The organism is Pseudomonas sp. GW821-FHT11D10 (assembly GCF_058808435.1).
The window spans coordinates 159836-175642 of record NZ_JBXARR010000006.1; the positions used below are offsets into that span (position 1 = coordinate 159836).

General features: G+C 58.9%; 19 protein-coding genes and 1 pseudogene. 10 read left to right on the forward strand and 10 right to left on the reverse strand.

Features of this window, described 5'->3' with window-relative positions; translation table 11 throughout:
- Positions 1-38 precede the first annotated feature (38 nt).
- The 4 genes from potA (at position 39) to AC1RT4_RS19090 (ending at position 4140) form a co-directional block, all read left to right on the forward strand.
- A complete protein-coding gene (gene potA, locus AC1RT4_RS19075) occupies positions 39-1181 on the forward strand; it encodes a polyamine ABC transporter ATP-binding protein (RefSeq protein ID WP_007957110.1) in 1143 nt (380 codons plus the stop codon).
- On the forward strand, positions 1178-2092 hold the full coding sequence (locus AC1RT4_RS19080; RefSeq protein ID WP_007957117.1) for an ABC transporter permease subunit: 915 nt from the start codon (positions 1178-1180) through the stop codon (positions 2090-2092). Before potA ends, AC1RT4_RS19080 begins: the two co-directional genes overlap by 4 nt.
- Entirely contained in the window at positions 2089-2973 is an 885-nt protein-coding gene (locus AC1RT4_RS19085; protein ID WP_007957119.1) for an ABC transporter permease subunit, read from the forward strand. Before AC1RT4_RS19080 ends, AC1RT4_RS19085 begins: the two co-directional genes overlap by 4 nt.
- A gap of 69 nt (positions 2974-3042) precedes the next feature.
- Positions 3043-4140 carry a polyamine ABC transporter substrate-binding protein gene (locus tag AC1RT4_RS19090; protein WP_007957121.1) on the forward strand — a complete coding sequence of 366 codons (1098 nt, stop codon included), beginning with the start codon at positions 3043-3045 and terminating at the stop codon, positions 4138-4140.
- Positions 4141-4315: 175 nt separating this feature from the next.
- On the opposite strand, the gene thpR is transcribed toward AC1RT4_RS19090, so the two are convergent.
- Positions 4316-4855 carry an RNA 2',3'-cyclic phosphodiesterase gene (thpR, locus tag AC1RT4_RS19095; RefSeq protein WP_493087042.1) on the reverse strand — a complete coding sequence of 180 codons (540 nt, stop codon included), beginning with the start codon at positions 4853-4855 and terminating at the stop codon, positions 4316-4318.
- 108 nt (positions 4856-4963) lie between these two features.
- Between thpR and AC1RT4_RS19100 the strand changes: the two genes are divergently transcribed.
- The gene (locus AC1RT4_RS19100; RefSeq protein ID WP_493087044.1) at positions 4964-5158 is read left to right on the forward strand and encodes a hypothetical protein; all 195 of its coding nucleotides are present in this window, start codon (positions 4964-4966) and stop codon (positions 5156-5158) included.
- A 15-nt stretch (positions 5159-5173) separates the two neighbouring features.
- On the opposite strand, the gene AC1RT4_RS19105 is transcribed toward AC1RT4_RS19100, so the two are convergent.
- Positions 5174-5527 (reverse strand): DUF1428 domain-containing protein, encoded by a 354-nt coding sequence (locus AC1RT4_RS19105; RefSeq protein WP_085748278.1) that lies wholly within the window; start codon positions 5525-5527, stop codon positions 5174-5176.
- A 2-nt stretch (positions 5528-5529) separates the two neighbouring features.
- The gene (locus tag AC1RT4_RS19110) at positions 5530-6609 is read right to left on the reverse strand and encodes a hypothetical protein (RefSeq protein ID WP_493087046.1); all 1080 of its coding nucleotides are present in this window, start codon (positions 6607-6609) and stop codon (positions 5530-5532) included.
- Positions 6610-6831: 222 nt separating this feature from the next.
- Here AC1RT4_RS19110 and AC1RT4_RS19115 point away from each other — a divergent pair, with 222 nt between their 5' ends.
- A complete protein-coding gene (locus AC1RT4_RS19115) occupies positions 6832-7104 on the forward strand; it encodes a hypothetical protein (RefSeq protein ID WP_007957131.1) in 273 nt (90 codons plus the stop codon).
- Between the two features lie 43 nt (positions 7105-7147).
- Here AC1RT4_RS19115 and AC1RT4_RS19120 read toward each other — a convergent pair whose 3' ends face one another.
- Complete coding sequence (locus AC1RT4_RS19120; protein ID WP_064382340.1) at positions 7148-7354, reverse strand: hypothetical protein; 207 nt, start codon at positions 7352-7354, stop codon at positions 7148-7150.
- A 304-nt stretch (positions 7355-7658) separates the two neighbouring features.
- On the opposite strand from AC1RT4_RS19120, the gene paoA reads away from it, so the two are divergent.
- The 3 genes from paoA to paoC are packed head-to-tail and all read left to right on the forward strand — an operon-like array spanning position 7659 to position 11448.
- Positions 7659-8300: an aldehyde dehydrogenase iron-sulfur subunit PaoA gene (paoA, locus tag AC1RT4_RS19125; RefSeq protein ID WP_493087052.1), complete on the forward strand. Its 642-nt coding sequence runs from the start codon at positions 7659-7661 to the stop codon at positions 8298-8300.
- Complete coding sequence (locus AC1RT4_RS19130) at positions 8297-9253, forward strand: FAD binding domain-containing protein (protein WP_493087054.1); 957 nt, start codon at positions 8297-8299, stop codon at positions 9251-9253. Before paoA ends, AC1RT4_RS19130 begins: the two co-directional genes overlap by 4 nt.
- Positions 9250-11448, forward strand: a complete 2199-nt coding sequence (paoC, locus tag AC1RT4_RS19135; RefSeq protein ID WP_493087056.1) for an aldehyde oxidoreductase molybdenum-binding subunit PaoC — start codon at positions 9250-9252, stop codon at positions 11446-11448. The genes AC1RT4_RS19130 and paoC overlap by 4 nt, the downstream gene beginning before the upstream one ends.
- 141 nt (positions 11449-11589) lie before the next feature.
- On the opposite strand, the pseudogene AC1RT4_RS19140 reads toward paoC, so the two are convergent.
- The 4 genes and pseudogenes from AC1RT4_RS19140 to AC1RT4_RS19155 all read right to left on the reverse strand — a co-directional run bounded on the left by AC1RT4_RS19140 (position 11590) and on the right by AC1RT4_RS19155 (position 14387).
- A pseudogene (locus AC1RT4_RS19140) lies at positions 11590-12675 on the reverse strand (tyrosine-type recombinase/integrase).
- Positions 12676-13497, reverse strand: a complete 822-nt coding sequence (locus AC1RT4_RS19145; RefSeq protein ID WP_493087058.1) for a putative phage abortive infection protein — start codon at positions 13495-13497, stop codon at positions 12676-12678.
- Positions 13498-13575: 78 nt separating this feature from the next.
- Complete coding sequence (locus AC1RT4_RS19150; protein WP_493087060.1) at positions 13576-14130, reverse strand: hypothetical protein; 555 nt, start codon at positions 14128-14130, stop codon at positions 13576-13578.
- A gap of 68 nt (positions 14131-14198) precedes the next feature.
- Entirely contained in the window at positions 14199-14387 is a 189-nt protein-coding gene (locus AC1RT4_RS19155; RefSeq protein ID WP_493087062.1) for a hypothetical protein, read from the reverse strand.
- 80 nt (positions 14388-14467) lie between these two features.
- On the opposite strand from AC1RT4_RS19155, the gene AC1RT4_RS19160 reads away from it, so the two are divergent.
- Positions 14468-14830, forward strand: coding sequence for a hypothetical protein (locus AC1RT4_RS19160; protein WP_493087064.1), 363 nt, complete (start codon positions 14468-14470; stop codon positions 14828-14830).
- Here AC1RT4_RS19160 and AC1RT4_RS19165 read toward each other — a convergent pair.
- Positions 14817-15083: a hypothetical protein gene (locus AC1RT4_RS19165; protein WP_493087066.1), complete on the reverse strand. Its 267-nt coding sequence runs from the start codon at positions 15081-15083 to the stop codon at positions 14817-14819. The two genes, AC1RT4_RS19160 and AC1RT4_RS19165, sit on opposite strands and share 14 nt — an antisense overlap.
- 115 nt (positions 15084-15198) lie before the next feature.
- Positions 15199-15807: a hypothetical protein gene (locus AC1RT4_RS19170; protein ID WP_493087068.1), complete on the reverse strand. Its 609-nt coding sequence runs from the start codon at positions 15805-15807 to the stop codon at positions 15199-15201.

Here is a 15807-nt window from a genome sequence, read left to right on the forward strand (position 1 = left end):
GCGTTGGCCCGGCGACTGAAACCTGTTGGGAGTTTCACATGGCAAACGCCTCCAGCACTTACAGGAAGGCTCTTGAAGGTCATCAGCAACCGAAAAAGGTTCTGGTGAAGGTCGATCGAGTCACCAAGAAGTTCGACGAAACCACTGCGGTGGACGATGTGTCCCTGGAGATCCATCAGGGCGAAATCTTCGCCCTGCTCGGCGGCTCCGGCTCGGGTAAATCGACCCTGCTGCGCATGCTCGCCGGTTTCGAACGGCCGACTGAAGGACGCATTCTGCTCGACGGTGTCGACATCACCGACATGCCGCCGTACGAGCGGCCGATCAACATGATGTTCCAGTCCTACGCCCTGTTCCCGCACATGACCGTGGCGCAGAACATCGCCTTCGGCCTCAAGCAGGACCGTTTGCCGGCCAGCGAAATCGACGCCCGCGTCGAAGAAATGCTGCGCCTCGTCCACATGACCCAATACGCCAAGCGCCGCCCCCATCAACTGTCCGGCGGCCAGCGGCAGCGCGTGGCCCTCGCCCGCTCCCTGGCCAAACGTCCGAAGCTGTTGCTGCTCGACGAACCGATGGGCGCACTGGATAAAAAGCTGCGCTCGCAGATGCAGCTGGAACTGGTGGAAATCATCGAACGCGTCGGCGTGACCTGCGTGATGGTGACCCACGACCAGGAAGAGGCCATGACCATGGCCGAGCGCATCGCGATCATGCACCTGGGCTGGATCGCCCAGATCGGCAGCCCGGTCGACATTTATGAAGCGCCGGTCAGCCGCATGGTCTGCGAATTCATCGGCAACGTGAACGCCTTCGACGGCACCGTGGTCGAGGACCTCGAAGGTCACGCGATCATTCACAGCCCGGACTTGCAGCAAAAGATCTACGTCGGTCATGGCGTCAGCACTTCGGTGCAGGACAAGTCGATCACCTACGCGATCCGCCCGGAAAAAATGCTCGTCAGCACGATCAAGCCAGAGACCCGCTACAACTGGTCCGAAGGCAAGGTGCATGACATCGCCTACCTCGGCGGTCACTCGGTGTTCTACGTCGAATTGCCGAGCGGCAAGATCGTCCAGTCGTTCATGGCCAACGCCGAACGCCGTGGCGCGCGTCCGACCTGGGACGACAAGGTCTACGTCTGGTGGGAAGACGACAGCGGCGTGGTACTGCGCTCATGAGAACCTTCAATCAGCAATTCCTGCGCCTGGTGCCCAGCGGGCGAAAGTTCGTCATCGGCATCCCGTTCATCTGGCTGTTCCTGTTCTTCATGCTGCCGTTCTTTCTGGTGATGAAGATCAGCTTCTCGGAAGCCGCGCTGTCGATCCCGCCGTACTCGGAGATCTACACCTACGCCGAACAGAAATTCCAGCTGTTCCTGAACATCGGCAACTACACCATGCTCGGCGAAGACGAGCTGTACCTGTCGGCCTACCTCGGTTCGCTGAAGGTGGCGCTGCTCAGTACGCTGATGTGCCTGGTGATCGGTTTCCCGATGGCCTACGCGATCACCAAAACCGGCAAGGAAACGCAAAACGTCCTGCTGCTGTTGATCATGATGCCGACCTGGACTGCAATCCTGATCCGCGTTTACGCGTGGATGGGCATCCTCAGCAACAACGGCCTGCTCAACGCGTTCCTGATGTGGACCGGGCTCACCGATCACCCGATCGAGATCCTCAACACCAACACGGCGGTCTACATTGGGGTCGTGTATGCCTATCTGCCATTCATGGTGCTGCCGCTCTACGCCAACCTGGTGAAGCACGACGGCAGCCTGCTGGAAGCCGCGCAGGATCTGGGTTCGAGCAACTTCAACAACTTTTGGAAAATCACTGTGCCGCTGGCCAAGAACGGCATCATCGCCGGCTGCATGCTTGTGTTCATTCCGGTGGTGGGCGAGTTCGTGATTCCGGAACTGCTGGGCGGCCCGGAGACCCTGATGATCGGTCGCGTGCTGTGGCAAGAGTTCTTCAATAACCGCGACTGGCCGGTGGCGTCTGCTCTGGCGGTGGTGATGCTGTTGATCCTGATTGTGCCGATTCTGCTGTTCAACCGCAGCCAGGCCAAAGAGATGGAGGCACGGGGATGAAACGCTTCGGTTTTGCAAAGTTCATGTTGATCTTCGGCCTGACGTTCATTTATCTGCCGATGCTGATTCTGGTGATCTACTCGTTCAACGCCTCGAAACTGGTAACGGTCTGGGGCGGCTGGTCGGTGAAGTGGTACGTCGGCCTGCTCGACAACACCCAACTGATGGGCTCGGTGGTGCGCTCGCTGGAAATCGCCTGCTACACCGCGATTGCCGCCGTGGCGCTGGGCACCCTCGCCGCGTTCGTGCTGACCCGCGTAACACGCTTCAAAGGTCGCACGTTGTTCGGTGGTCTGGTCACCGCGCCGCTGGTGATGCCTGAGGTGATCACCGGTCTGTCGCTGTTGCTGCTGTTCGTGGCGATGGCGCAACTGATCGGCTGGCCGCAGGAGCGTGGCATCGTCACGATCTGGATCGCTCACACCACGTTTTGTGCCGCTTATGTGGCGGTGGTAGTCTCCGCCCGCTTGCGCGAGCTGGACCTGTCGATCGAAGAAGCGGCGATGGATCTGGGCGCGAAACCGTTCAAGGTGTTTTTCCTGATCACCATCCCGATGATCGCGCCGTCGCTGGCGGCGGGCGGCATGATGTCGTTCGCCCTGTCGCTGGACGATCTGGTGCTCGCGAGCTTCGTATCCGGCCCGGGTTCCACCACCCTGCCGATGGAAGTGTTCTCGGCCGTGCGTCTGGGCGTTAAGCCCGAGATCAACGCCGTGGCCAGCCTGATTCTGCTGGCAGTGTCGCTGGTGACTTTCCTGGTCTGGTACTTCGGCCGCAAGGCAGAAGCCAACCGCAAGCGTGCGATTCAGGAAGCGATGGATCAGACCGCCAACGAATCGTGGCAGCAACCGCAACCTCAACGAGTGGCAGCGACGGCCTAGGGCCGTCGCGTTTTACGGCTTTGCGCTTTTGCTTAAAAGCTTTTGAATAAAAAGAATGGAGTTTCACCGATGAAAATGTTTGGCAGGACTCTGCTGACACTGTCCTTATTGGGCGCAATCGCCACGGGCGCCCAGGCCAACGACAAGGTGCTGCGCGTTTACAACTGGTCGGATTACATCGCCCCGGACACCGTCAAGAAGTTCGAGGACGAGACCGGCATTCGCGTGACCTACGATGTGTTCGACAGCAATGAGACCCTCGAAGCACGTTTGCTCGCGGGTAAATCCGGCTACGACATCGTGGTGCCGTCCAACAGTTTCCTGGCCAAGCAGATCAAGGCCGGGGTCTATCAGACCCTGGACAAATCGAAGCTGCCAAACTGGAAAAACCTCAACCCGGTGCTGCTGAAAAACGCCTCCGCCAGTGATCCGGACAACGCCCACGCGTTCCCGTACATGTGGGGCTCGATCGGCATCGGCTTCAACCCGGACAAGGTCCGCGAAGTGCTCGGCAAGAATGCGCCGACCAATTCCTGGGACCTGCTGTTCAAACCGGAGAACGCCGAGAAGCTGAAGGCCTGCGGCATCAGCTTCCTCGATTCGCCGACCGAAATGCTCCCGGCCGCCCTGCACTACCTGGGCTACCCGGTGAACGACAAGGACGTGAAGCACATCGCCGAAGCCGAAGCGCTGTTCATGAAGATCCGGCCGTCGGTGGCGTACTTCCATTCGTCCAAGTACATCTCCGATCTGGCCAACGGCAACATCTGCGTGGCAGTCGGTTACTCGGGCGACGTGTTGCAGGCCAAGGCCCGCGCGGTGGAATCGGGTAACAAGGTCGAGATCGACTACAGCATTCCCAAGGAAGGCGCCGGCAGTTTCTATGACATGGTCGCGATCCCGCGCGATGCCGCCAACGTCGAGAACGCCTACCTGTTCATGAACTTCCTGATGCGCCCGGACATCATCGCCGAAGTCACCAACAGCATCGGTTACAGCAACGCCAACGAAGCCGCGACGCCGCTGGTGGATGAAGCGATCCGCAACGATCCGGGCTCGTACCCGCCGCAAGCGGTGATGGCCACGCTGTATGCGGTGCCGGATCAGCCGATTGCCACGCAACGGATCATGACCCGGGGCTGGACCCGGGTGAAACTCGGCAAATAACCTCACCGCGATCGTTCCCACGCTCCGCGTGGGAACGATCAGAGTCAGACGATCACAGTTACAAATTTCCGTTCATGCAGCGCCTTACCACCGCTGCCCCCTGCTCTGAACGGCCTCACCTGGCTTCCTCGGTTCAGGTGAATTCAGGCGCCCTCGGGCGCCTTTTTTTGTGGGCTCAGATCAGTGGCCAGTCGGCCAGCGAGCGGTAGCGGCCCTTGTGGGATTCGAACAGCGCAAAGCGTTCAGCCCGCAGGAAAAACTCCGGCGGCGTGGCGGATTCCGGCTCCGGCGCGCGATAGTCCCGGGCCAATGTCAGGTGCGGGCGATACTCACGCGTCGCCTCTTCAAACCCGAACGGCAACATCGCCTGCTCCAGCGCATACACCAACCGCAGCAATCCTTGCGGCGCCTGCTCCGGCGCCAGCGACAACACCCCGGCGCGCCGCCAGACCTGCAACCGATCCAGTGAAATCCTCAGCGCCTCGCCCGGCGTGCGCACTTTCGCCGCCGCCTCACAGACTTCGCCAATCTGCGCCAACGGCACCGCACCGAGAAACAGCAGCGTCAGGTGAAAGTTGTCCGCTGGCACCGGTTTGCAGGTGCGCAAACCCAGTTCGCTGCGCCACTGAGCAATCGCCTTGCGCTGCGCCGGCGGGCAGTCCAGGGCGAAGAACAGCCGCTTGAACGGTTGATCCCCGCGCGCTTCGTCCGTCATGGCTACGCTCCTTCGTTCGTCGAGATCCGTGGATTCTACACGCCCGTTTTCTGGCGACTCTCGGCATGGGGTTTATAGTTCAACGATTGCCATCAACCGGAGGACGTCATGCGCGAGATCCTCAGCAAAGAACCCTGGTGGGCCCGACCGCCGAATCCCGGACAGGATGAAGGCGAACTGGAATGGGGCTGGCTGGTGCATTACAGCGAAGGTGAGCCGCGTTTCGAATTCGTCCGCGAGCGGCCGACGGACGAGCAGATCCGCAACCGCAAAGGCTGCCGGATCACCCCGTCGGCGGAGTGACCCGGCAACGAGGCATCAAGGCTCGAGAATGTCCTTGAAGCCACCGAAGATCATCCGCTGCCCATCGAACGGCATCGGATTCACGTCCGGCTGCATGCGCGGGTCTTCCATCATTTTCGCCATGCCGGCGTCGCGGGTGGCCTTGTCTGGCCAGACCAGCCAGCCCGCCGATACGGTTTCGCCTTCCTTTAGTTTCACCGCCATCGGGAATGAGGTGACCTTGCCGTCCGGCACGTCATCGCCCCAGCCCTGAATCACCTCCAGCGCGCCGTATTCCTTGAACAGTTTGGCGGCAATTTCGCAGTGTTTTTTGTACTGCTCACGATTGGCATTCGGCACGGGCGCCACGAAAACATCGATGTAAGCCATGATCATTCTCCTTGCAGGGTGGGTTCGATCTGCTGAGTAGTCGACTCGGGGGGCCGCCATTCGACACGGTTGACGCCCAACCCGACCGACGGCTCGTCCCGCCCGCCCAGATTGCCCTCGACCTGCGCCGCCATGTGCAGCGTGCCGGCCATCACGCCGGTGGTCGGGTTCTGCACCAGTTTCACCCAGGCCTTGTCGAAGGTGTTGCCCAGGCTGCTGCGGATCAGGGCTTCGCTGTCAGGGCGGTCGTTGGCCTGAATGATCGCGCGGATGCCCGCCACACCGACCGAAATCAGCGCCCCGGCCAGTTTGCCTGCCGCTGCCGCCACCGCGCTGGCAGCACCGCGCGGGGCCATTTCCGCCTCCATGCGCTGGCTGGCGCGTTTGGCCACCGGCGCCATCGCCGTATCGGTCGAGGCCACGCCTTTCGAGCCGCCGTCGGTGTGGATCTTGTCGATCAACGCGGCGTAGGCCGGCAGCGTGTTCAACGGTTCAGTGCTGACGATCTGGTACAGCGAAGCGTCCCGGGCCGGCGGCGGCCCAAGGGCGATGGCGGGGATTTTCTGCAACCGCCCGTTGAGCTGGGCGATAGGCACGCCGTGACGCTGGGCGATGACCGGCATCTGCTGCGCCATCAGTTGCGCGTAGAACGCGGTGGACTGGCCGAGGATCGCGTCCGGGTCGATCTCCACCGCCACTGGCGCCAGCACCCGTTCCTGATATTGCTCCAGCAGATAGGCCGCCAGACGTTTGGCCGAGGCATCCTGCTCGCCGCTGGCACTGATCGTGTACCAGCTGACCTTCATCGACAGCCATTCCTGGGTCCAGTAACTGCTGAACCACGGGATGAAATTTTCTTCAGTTTGCTCATAGACCCGAATGCGCCAATGTTCCATCGAGCCACGGGCGAACAGCTTGACCTGCTCGGTGGCCTGCTTCGAGGCGCTGACGATTTCCCGGTCGATCTGCTGCCAGGTGGCCGGCGAGACCACCACTGCCGGCGCGCTCACCGGGGCCCGCGCCGTGGTGGCGCAGCCGGCCAGCAACACCAGTGCGGCGACGAGCAGCGCACGCAGGTTCACGGTGGCGGTCCTTATCTGTTCTTCGGGCGGGAACCTGAAGAATCCGGGGGAGATGACATGAGTATAGGTGCGTGCGGTGCGCCGTTTATCCGCTGGTCAGGGCTGCATCCGTCCAACCATCAATGGCGTCGATATTCACCATTGCGACGATTGCCTTCCGCCGACCGCTCGCCAAAGGCACGATTAACCCATCCGAAACACACAGCACGAGGAGTTCACATCATGATCAGCAACGTCACCCTCGCCGTGAGTTTCCCGGTCTTCGGCAGCAACTATTACGATCAGCACGCCGTGTCGCGCAAGACTCAGGCGCTGGTGTTCGACGAAGCCTTCGAAGATCTGTTGATGCCCGCCGCCAGCAATCATTTCAGCAATGAAGTGGTCGGCCTCAACGATCAGTTCCGTTTTCTGAGCGACATTCTCGCCACCCATTTGCTGGACATCGAGGCCTCCGTGCCTGCGCGATCCAGCGTCCGGGCGAGCGCTCATTTTTAATGCCAGAGGGCGTTCCCGTCGGGGAACGCCCTCTTCGTTTCAATCAGTCATCATCCCGGTCGCGGTGATAACGACGCCCGTCGCGGCGGTCGTCGTCGCGGTCGTCCCAGCGTCGGTCGTGATCGTAATAACGGCCATGATCGCGGTCGTAATGCCGGCCATGGCGATGGTCATCATCGAAATCCGCCACACAGCCGCCCAGCAATACGGCGGCGGAAACAGTCAGCAGCAGGCTTGTTGCACGCATCATTCAGATTTTCCCTAAAACCAAGGTCTTGACGACGGAAACTGTCAGCGCGGGTGCGCGCTGGCGCAGATACGACCGGGGAAAAAGGCTTTGATTCAGTGGCCATCAACGACCGTTCATCGCCCTGTTTGCCGCGCCCTTCCTGTCCATCCAGTGGCCGTTTGATGGCTTTGAGTGGGGCGAAATCCGACAAAACCTTTTCCTCCCCCCTGCGGTCACTCCTAGAACAGACCAAGACTGGCAACCACGCCGGCGTGCCCTGGCGGGTCATTTGCAGCCTGCCGACCTGATCAGAGGAAGCCCAGCCATGAACGACCATCCGCCGTTGGCGATTTCCCGACGCCGTTTCCTGATTCTCGGGGCCGTGACCGCGACTGCGTTCGCAATGCCGCCCTTCATCAGCCTCAAGGCCTACGCGGCCACTCTGGAGCAACCGGCCATGGCCAAAGTGACCCTTGAAGTCAACGGCAAGCCGCAGACGCTGGAGATCGACACCCGCACCACCCTGCTCGACGCCCTGCGCGAACACCTGCACCTGACCGGCAGCAAAAAGGGCTGCGACCACGGCCAGTGCGGCGCCTGCACGGTGATCGTCGATGGCCGGCGAATCAATTCGTGCCTGACCCTGGCGGTGATGCAGGACGGCGCCAACGTCACCACCATCGAAGGCCTCGGCATGCCGGACCACCTGCATCCGATGCAGGCGGCGTTCATCAAGCATGACGGTTACCAGTGCGGCTACTGCACGCCGGGGCAGATCTGTTCGGCGGTGGCGGTGCTTCAGGAAATCCGCGACGGCATCCCCAGCCACGCCAGCGCCAGCCTCACCGAACCGCCGCAACTGATCGCCAGTGAATTGCAGGAACGCATGAGCGGCAACATCTGCCGCTGCGGCGCCTACTCGAACATCATCGAAGCCATCAGCGAAGTCGCGGAGGTGCCAGCATGAGAGCGTTCAATTACAGCCGCGCTGACTCCCCTGCCGCAGCCGCTGCCCAAGCTGCGCAAATCGAAGGTGCGCGTTTCATCGCCGGCGGCACCAACTTGCTGGACTTGATGAAACTCGACATCGAAACGCCGCAGCAGCTGATTGACGTCAACCACCTGGGCCTCGACCAGATCGAAGCCACCGACGACGGCGGCTTGCGCATCGGCGCACTGGTGCGCAACACCGATCTGGCAGCGGACAACCGCGTCCGGAAAGACTACGCGCTGCTCGCTCGCGCCTTGCTTGCCGGCGCATCGGGCCAGTTGCGCAATATGGCGACCACCGCCGGCAATCTGCTCCAGCGCACCCGCTGCCCGTATTTCTACGACACCAATCAGGCCTGCAATAAACGCAGTCCCGGCAGTGGTTGCGCGGCGATTGGCGGCGTCAGTCGACAACTCGGGATCATCGGCGTCAGCGACGCCTGCATTGCGACCCATCCGAGTGACATGGCGATTGCGATGCGTGCGCTGGATGCGCAGGTCGAAACGATCAAGGCCGATGGCAGCACCCGGCGCATCGCCATGGTGGATTTCCATCAATTGCCCGGCACCACGCCGAATGTCGAAACCAATCTGACGCCCGGCGAACTGATTACCGCCGTCACCCTGCCCTCGCCGGTGGGCGGCACCCATGTCTATCACAAGGTGCGCGACCGCTCGTCGTACGCCTTCGCCCTGGTTTCCGTAGGTCTGATCCTGCAGAAGGATGGCAGCGGTCGCCTCGCCGTCGGTGGCATCGCGCCGAAACCCTGGCGGGTCGAAGCGGCGGAAGCGCTGTTGCCGCAAGGCGCGAAAGCTGTCAGCGCGCGCCTGCTCGACGGCGCCACGCCGACCCCGGACAACCAGTTCAAAGTGACGCTGGTCGAGCGCACGATTGCCTCGGTGCTGGCCCAAGCGAGGGACGAAGCATGAAATTCGACACGCCCGCCACGACCAACCCGATTGATCAGCTGAACGTCATCGGCAAACCCACCGACCGCATCGAAGGCCCGCTGAAGACCAGCGGCCAGGCGCCTTACGCCTACGAGCAACATGAAGCCGTGAAGAATCAGGCCTACGGCGTGATGGTCGGTTCGGCCATCGCCAAGGGCCGCATCACCCGCATCGATCTGGATGCCGCCCGCGCCGCGCCGGGGGTGCTGACCATCGTCACCGCCGCCAATGCCGGCAAGCTCGGCAAAGGCAAATACAACGCCGCGCACCTGCTGGCCGGGCCGCAAGTGCAGCACTATCACCAGGCCGTGGCGCTGGTGGTCGCCGAAACCTTCGAACAGGCACGGGCCGCCGCGCAATTGGTCAACGTCGAATACGCGGCCGACAAAGGTCAGTTTGATCTGGCCAGCGTGCGCGACCAGGGTGTGGAGCCCAAAGACGAACTGCCGGACGTCACCCACGGCGATTTCGCCAGCGCTTTTGCCGCCGCGCCCGTGCAGTTCGACCAGACCTACACCACGCCGGATCAGTCCCACGCGATGATGGAGCCCCACGCAACACTCGCCGCCTGGAAAGGTGATCACGTGACGCTCTGGACCTCCAACCAGATGATCGCCTGGAGCGTCGGCGACATCGCCGCCACCCTCGGCCTGCCCAAGGAAAACGTACGGTTGATCTCGCCGTACATTGGCGGCGGATTCGGCGGCAAGCTGTTCATTCGCGCCGACGCGATCCTCGCCGCCCTTGGCGCACGCTTGGCGAACCGGCCAGTGAAGGTCGCCCTCGCGCGCCCGCAGATCGCCAACAACACCACCCACCGCCCCGCCACCGTCCAGCGCATCCGCATGGGCGCCACGGCGGACGGCAAACTCACCGCCATCGCCCATGAAGGCTGGTCGGGCAACCTCGCCGACGGCAAGGTCGAAGTCGCGGCGCAGCCGAGCCAGTTGCTCTACGCCGCAGAAAATCGCCTGGTGAGCATGCGCCTGGCACCGCTGGATCTGCCGGAAGGCAACGCCATGCGCGCGCCAGGTGAAACGCCGGGGTTGATGGCGCTGGAGATCGCCATGGACGAGATGGCGGAACAGCTCAAACTCGATCCGATCCAGTTCCGCATCCTCAACGACACCCAGGTCGATCCGGTGAAAACCGAGCGGCCGTTCTCCCAGCGGCGTCTGGTCGAATGCCTGCAAACCGGCGCCGAGCGCTTTGGCTGGGACAAGCGCAATGCAACTCCTGGCAGCCGTCGCGAAGGTCGCTGGCTGATCGGCATGGGCGTCGCGGCGGCGATTCGCAACAACCTGCTGGTGAAGTCCGGTGCGCGAGTGCGGCTGGAGCGCGACGGCAAGATCACCGTTGAAACCGACATGACGGACATCGGCACCGGCAGCTACACGATCATTGCCCAGACCGCCGCCGAAGTGATGGGCGTGCGTCTCGACGATGTGGTTGTGCATTTGGGCGATTCGAATTTTCCGGTGTCGTCCGGCTCCGGCGGCCAGTTCGGCGCCAACTGCTCGACCGCCGGGGTCTACGCGGCGTGCATGAAACTGCGCGAAGCGGTCACGGCCAAACTCGGCATGAGCGCAGGTGAAGCGCAGTTTGCCGACGGCCACGTGCGGCTGGGCAGCAAGCACGTGCCGTTACGTGAGGCCGCGCAACACGCCGCAATCGAAGTCGAGGACAGCATCGAATTCGCCGACCTCGCCAAGCAGTACCAGCAATCGACCTTCGGCGCGCACTTCGTCGAAGTCGCCGTCGATGCCGCCACCGGCGAAGTCCGCGTGCGGCGCATGCTCGCAGTCTGCGCCGCCGGGCGGATTCTCAATCCGAAATCGGCCCGCAGCCAGGTGATCGGCGCGATGACCATGGGCGTCGGCGCGGCACTGATGGAAGAACTCGCGGTTGACGAGCGCCAGGGCTTTTTCGTTAACCATGACCTGGCGGGCTACGAAGTGCCGGTGCATGCCGACATCCCGCATCAGGAAGTGATCTTCCTTGATGAAACCGACCCGATTTCATCGCCGATGAAAGCCAAGGGGGTCGGTGAGCTGGGGATTTGCGGCGTGAGTGCGGCGGTAGCGAATGCGATCTACAACGCCACGGGTGCGCGGGTGCGGGAGTATCCGATTACCTTGGACAAGATTCTCGATGCATTGCCGCCGATGATCTGAAATCGGTAGCGCACTAGAATGGGGTGCTAGGGGTCGAGTGTTCGAATCACTCCGCCCCGACCATTATTCCTGATTAAAATCATACAGTTAAGCCGATCAACTGAATCGGCTTTTTTGTTCCTGCGCAAAATTTGCGCAAAACTACCCGATAATTTCGCTGATATTCAGGTCTGAAATTGCCTCTGAGCAGACCATTTCGGCGTGGTTCTTGTGGTAGTTTTTGGTCATGGTTTCGCTGGCGTGGCCGGCGACCTTCTGACCGTCTTTTCCGGCCTTCTGGTATAAGTGCAGCGATAGAGCACGCACTTCGTGAAAGCCCGGCATTTCCTCTTCTTTCCATCCCTTGTAACAACCCGCCGCTTCCCGGGCCTCTTTGAAGGCCCGCGTCAAATATCGTTCTTCGACCTGTGTCCAGTGATCCTTCGTCTGCGCCTGCTTTTGCTTTTTGCGATCGGGCCGGCGGTGAATCAGGTAAGGCGAAACGATGTCATCCCAGCACCGGCTATCACGGCCTAGAGTTCTTCGGTCACCTTGAACCGGATCCACGCTGCATCGCTGGCCTTGGTCGTCTTCTGCTGCACCACATACAGAAACCCTTCCCGAACCCCGTCGAATCGCATGTTGAGAATGTCGGTGCGCCGCTGTGCGGTGATCAACGCCAGATCGATCGCGTTCTGCAGCCTGAACGGCGACTTTTCCCGAATGGCTTTCAGGCCTTTGATGGTGTGCCGCTTGCGCTGCTTCTTATCAATTCGGTTGATGGTGCTGGCCGCCGGGTTAACCGGAAAAAGGCCTTCGGCCGCTGCGTGGTTGAAGATGTCGATTAGCAGGGCGCGGCACTGGTTGGCAGTGCGCGGCGTGAGGGCGTCCAGCATCTCGGCGATCATGCGGATAGTGATCTGGTCGACCGCTTGCCTTCGAACTGCTTTCGGAAACGGCGGAAGTGGGAGGCGTAAAGCCCGAGCGTGCCCTTGGCCAGTTCGCGCAGCGGCAGTACTTCGCGCTCGTATGTGTCCAGGAAGCCGGCGAACGATTCGGATGTGCTGCCCATTACGGCGCCGATCAGGTCAGCGCCGCGCATGAACTCCAGGTTCAACTGCTTCCAGCATCGATCGCTTTGATTCGATCGAATCCGAACTGGAACCACTTACCGTCGGTAGGCCGGCGGTAGCGATAGGTCGAGCGCCGCGAATCGAAGTACAGGTTCTGCGGGAGGCTCTTGTTCACTTAGCTAAGAGAGGTTTTTTCATCAAGGCAATGTCTATCAAATATATCCAGAGCTACTTTATTTTTGCCGAATGACACTCTAGACACTCTTAGCAAATCTTTTTGATCAATCAATATGTTGACATCCAAATTATCAAACAATGCGTACTCTTCTGCATATTTTTTGAAATTTTCCCCCCGAGAGCTCATGCAATTATAAAAAATTATAGCCAACTCGTAATCGGACAACAGCGACCTAACCACAACTCCCAACTTTGCCTTATCCTGATACTCACTTTCAGATAAAAATTTCAAAAGACTATATAGGGATCTAAAATACAAGCCAAGATCACTATGAAAATTAACCCAGACCCAGTCATACCAATAGTCGATCTTGGTCTTTTGATCAGTCCTTTTCGTGTCACCTAAACATCTTTCCGACATGCTTTTATAAATTTGTTTCAAGCAATCCCTACCAGTCGCTACAGTTTGTTTCGACTCTTTGTTTACCAAATCCAGTCGATCCACAATATTTTGCTGCAAAGATAGCCTGCTATAAAAATGAGATTCAAATTGCTGCCGGTCTGCTTTTTCGTGTGTCTGCTTCAGATCACGCCTCTGCAGCAGAAGTGTTGCCACGACGCCACAACAGGCAAGCGCGGAAAAAAGCGCATTTAATGTACCGAAAGCATCACCGAATGTACCCGCTCTCACTCCAACTAATCCTTGCTGGTTTGCTTCAGAAAACCCTTGAACTAAAAAATAGTAATAACATCCGTACAGCCCCAAAATGGCTAGAACAGCAATAAGTATTAAGAATCCAACACCAGAAGGTTTATTCAATTCAATTTCCTTGATAGGTTTTTATAAACGTATTACCAATAAAACCAAATTACCACGACCGGTCACGGAGGGCGGCGGTCACCCTTGTATTTCTTCTGCGGTTGGTCGTGGTGCGCCAGTAGAGGCCGCCGACTCACAAGCAAGCGCGGCGATAGCAAGATGATCTTTAATCTCAGAAAGCGTCACGACCCACCTTTCATAGTGAACCTTTCGCCGCCCGATATCGCTCCACGAATGGTGTGAAATTGTCGCAACTGCATCGGCGGAAAAACTTTGGATTAGCCCTAGCGCTCGCGCTGATCTTTTGGCGGCGTGACCTTTCAAAAGTAGTAACGGATACAGATCGTCAATCGAAATGGCGTTGGCCATGACATCAAGCTCTTGTATGCCCCGCAGGACATTCATATGTCCGTCAGCTGGCTCCTCGTCATTGAAGCAAAACCAGGCGAATAGGTAAGAAGCTTTTTGCTCCAGTGCCGTGATCGGACTCAGCATCCTAGCAGCGACCAGTTCGGCGCGATCCTTGTCCGCCCGTCGGCTTACGTATGCCGCGTGCCCAGAAACGCCCAAGGCAACAGCAACCGCGGCCAAGGTGCCGATAGCCGACCACATATCCCAAGGCGAATCCGCCATCTGAATCTCCTCTTCCGACTCCATGCCGAGCCGAACACGAATACCGCAAATACCGGCGTTGCGCCAGCTCAGGCAAAGCTCGGCGGCTCAACGATTCGATGCCACGACTCCATGTAGCCGGCTAGGTCGATGACCTCCCGAAGGAACACGGCCATCTCCAGCTTCAATGCGTCGTCCGGTAGCCATATCCGTTTCAGCATAGCTTTAGCGTCGTATTCGATAACCGCTAGCGCATCCACACCGCTTTGCAACCTCATGTCGGCCTCCTGCCAGTGTGAGTTGAAAGATAAATACATCAGTTGACAACTTGCCGGCCAGCGGAATTAAGAAGTAGACCATGGCCGAAGAGCTGGAACTGACAGCGGAAGCCATCAAGCAGCGCAAGAAGCGCGAGAAGGCAGCTGCGAAGGACGCTGCATTGGGCATCGAGAAGTTTACGGTTGAGGTCACCGGCGTGTTCAAGCCAGACCTCAAGCGGGTCATGGCCGCCCACGGCTTCAACAACCAGCAGCAGGCGTATCAGAACTTGCTGCGGAACCTGATCGTGGCCGACTTCGAAACCAAGGCCAAGATGCTAAAGTGTGTCACGACACCTTCTGTTGTTACTGAAAAGGTGTCGCGCATGATTCGGGCCGCAGGCATGAAGTTGCTCGCCGACGATCCGCCAGAGCCTGACGACGAGGTAGTTACACCTCTTTAGCACCCTTCCCTAGCACGATGTCGAGCCAAGTTTTTGCCCAGTCTTGAGCAGCCGCCAAGGCTTCCTCTCGTGTTTTCCAAGGACCGCGCAGACGATGGAATCTTGTTTCTTCCGTGTCTTCCGGAAGAACCCCGTCGATATCGACCTGGGCTACATGATCCGCGCCAGCATCTAAAAGATAAGTAAAGCGGACCGGGACACTTCGATACCGAAAGGCGTTAGTGGGACCGTCTTGACCATATGGTTCGAACATCTGCTACCTCCTTGAGCCGGCCCCATGCCGGTCACCCGTAATACCCCAACCCAAACCAAATTGCCACCACCAGTCACGGAGGGCGACGCCTGACTGGAGAAATATTCGACGATGTTTATCTAATCTTACCGACATCTCTCTTAATGTCAGTCCATGCATCTTCAAGCTCAACCCTAAGAAGTGACTTTAATTTATTAATATTATCAATCACAGGCTGACTGTCATCGCCAAGCTTCATAGCAAAAAGAATTTTCGCAGTCACTTCATCCAAATCTCTAATTTTTGTTGCATCCTTATCATCTCTTGTAAGAAGCAACTCAAACTTTAAACCTAACGAATTTACTTGCCGATAAGCCTGAAAGCGCTCTCCTGAATTATAAAACTTCGGATCCATTTCAGTCTTTAGTGCCATATCAAGCATCGCCATCAGATATTCTGATCCGCACGCTCGTAGCTCGCTCATCCATTGATTTCTAAAGCCACTGAGGTTCGCTTTAATCTGATTCTTCTGCACTCTTACTGTGAGCCAAGCAACAATTATTGCAACCACTACACCAGCAATTGAAGGTGAAACGGTTGCCCAATCGGTATCGGATTGAGTGAATACGTAAAGTGGCTGCTCTTTTGATCCGAATTGAGCTTCAACCTTATGATCATCGATTAAGCGATGGCCGCTAAAGCTTAACCCCTTTGCGTCTAGCTCGAATTTATCAAATATTTCCAT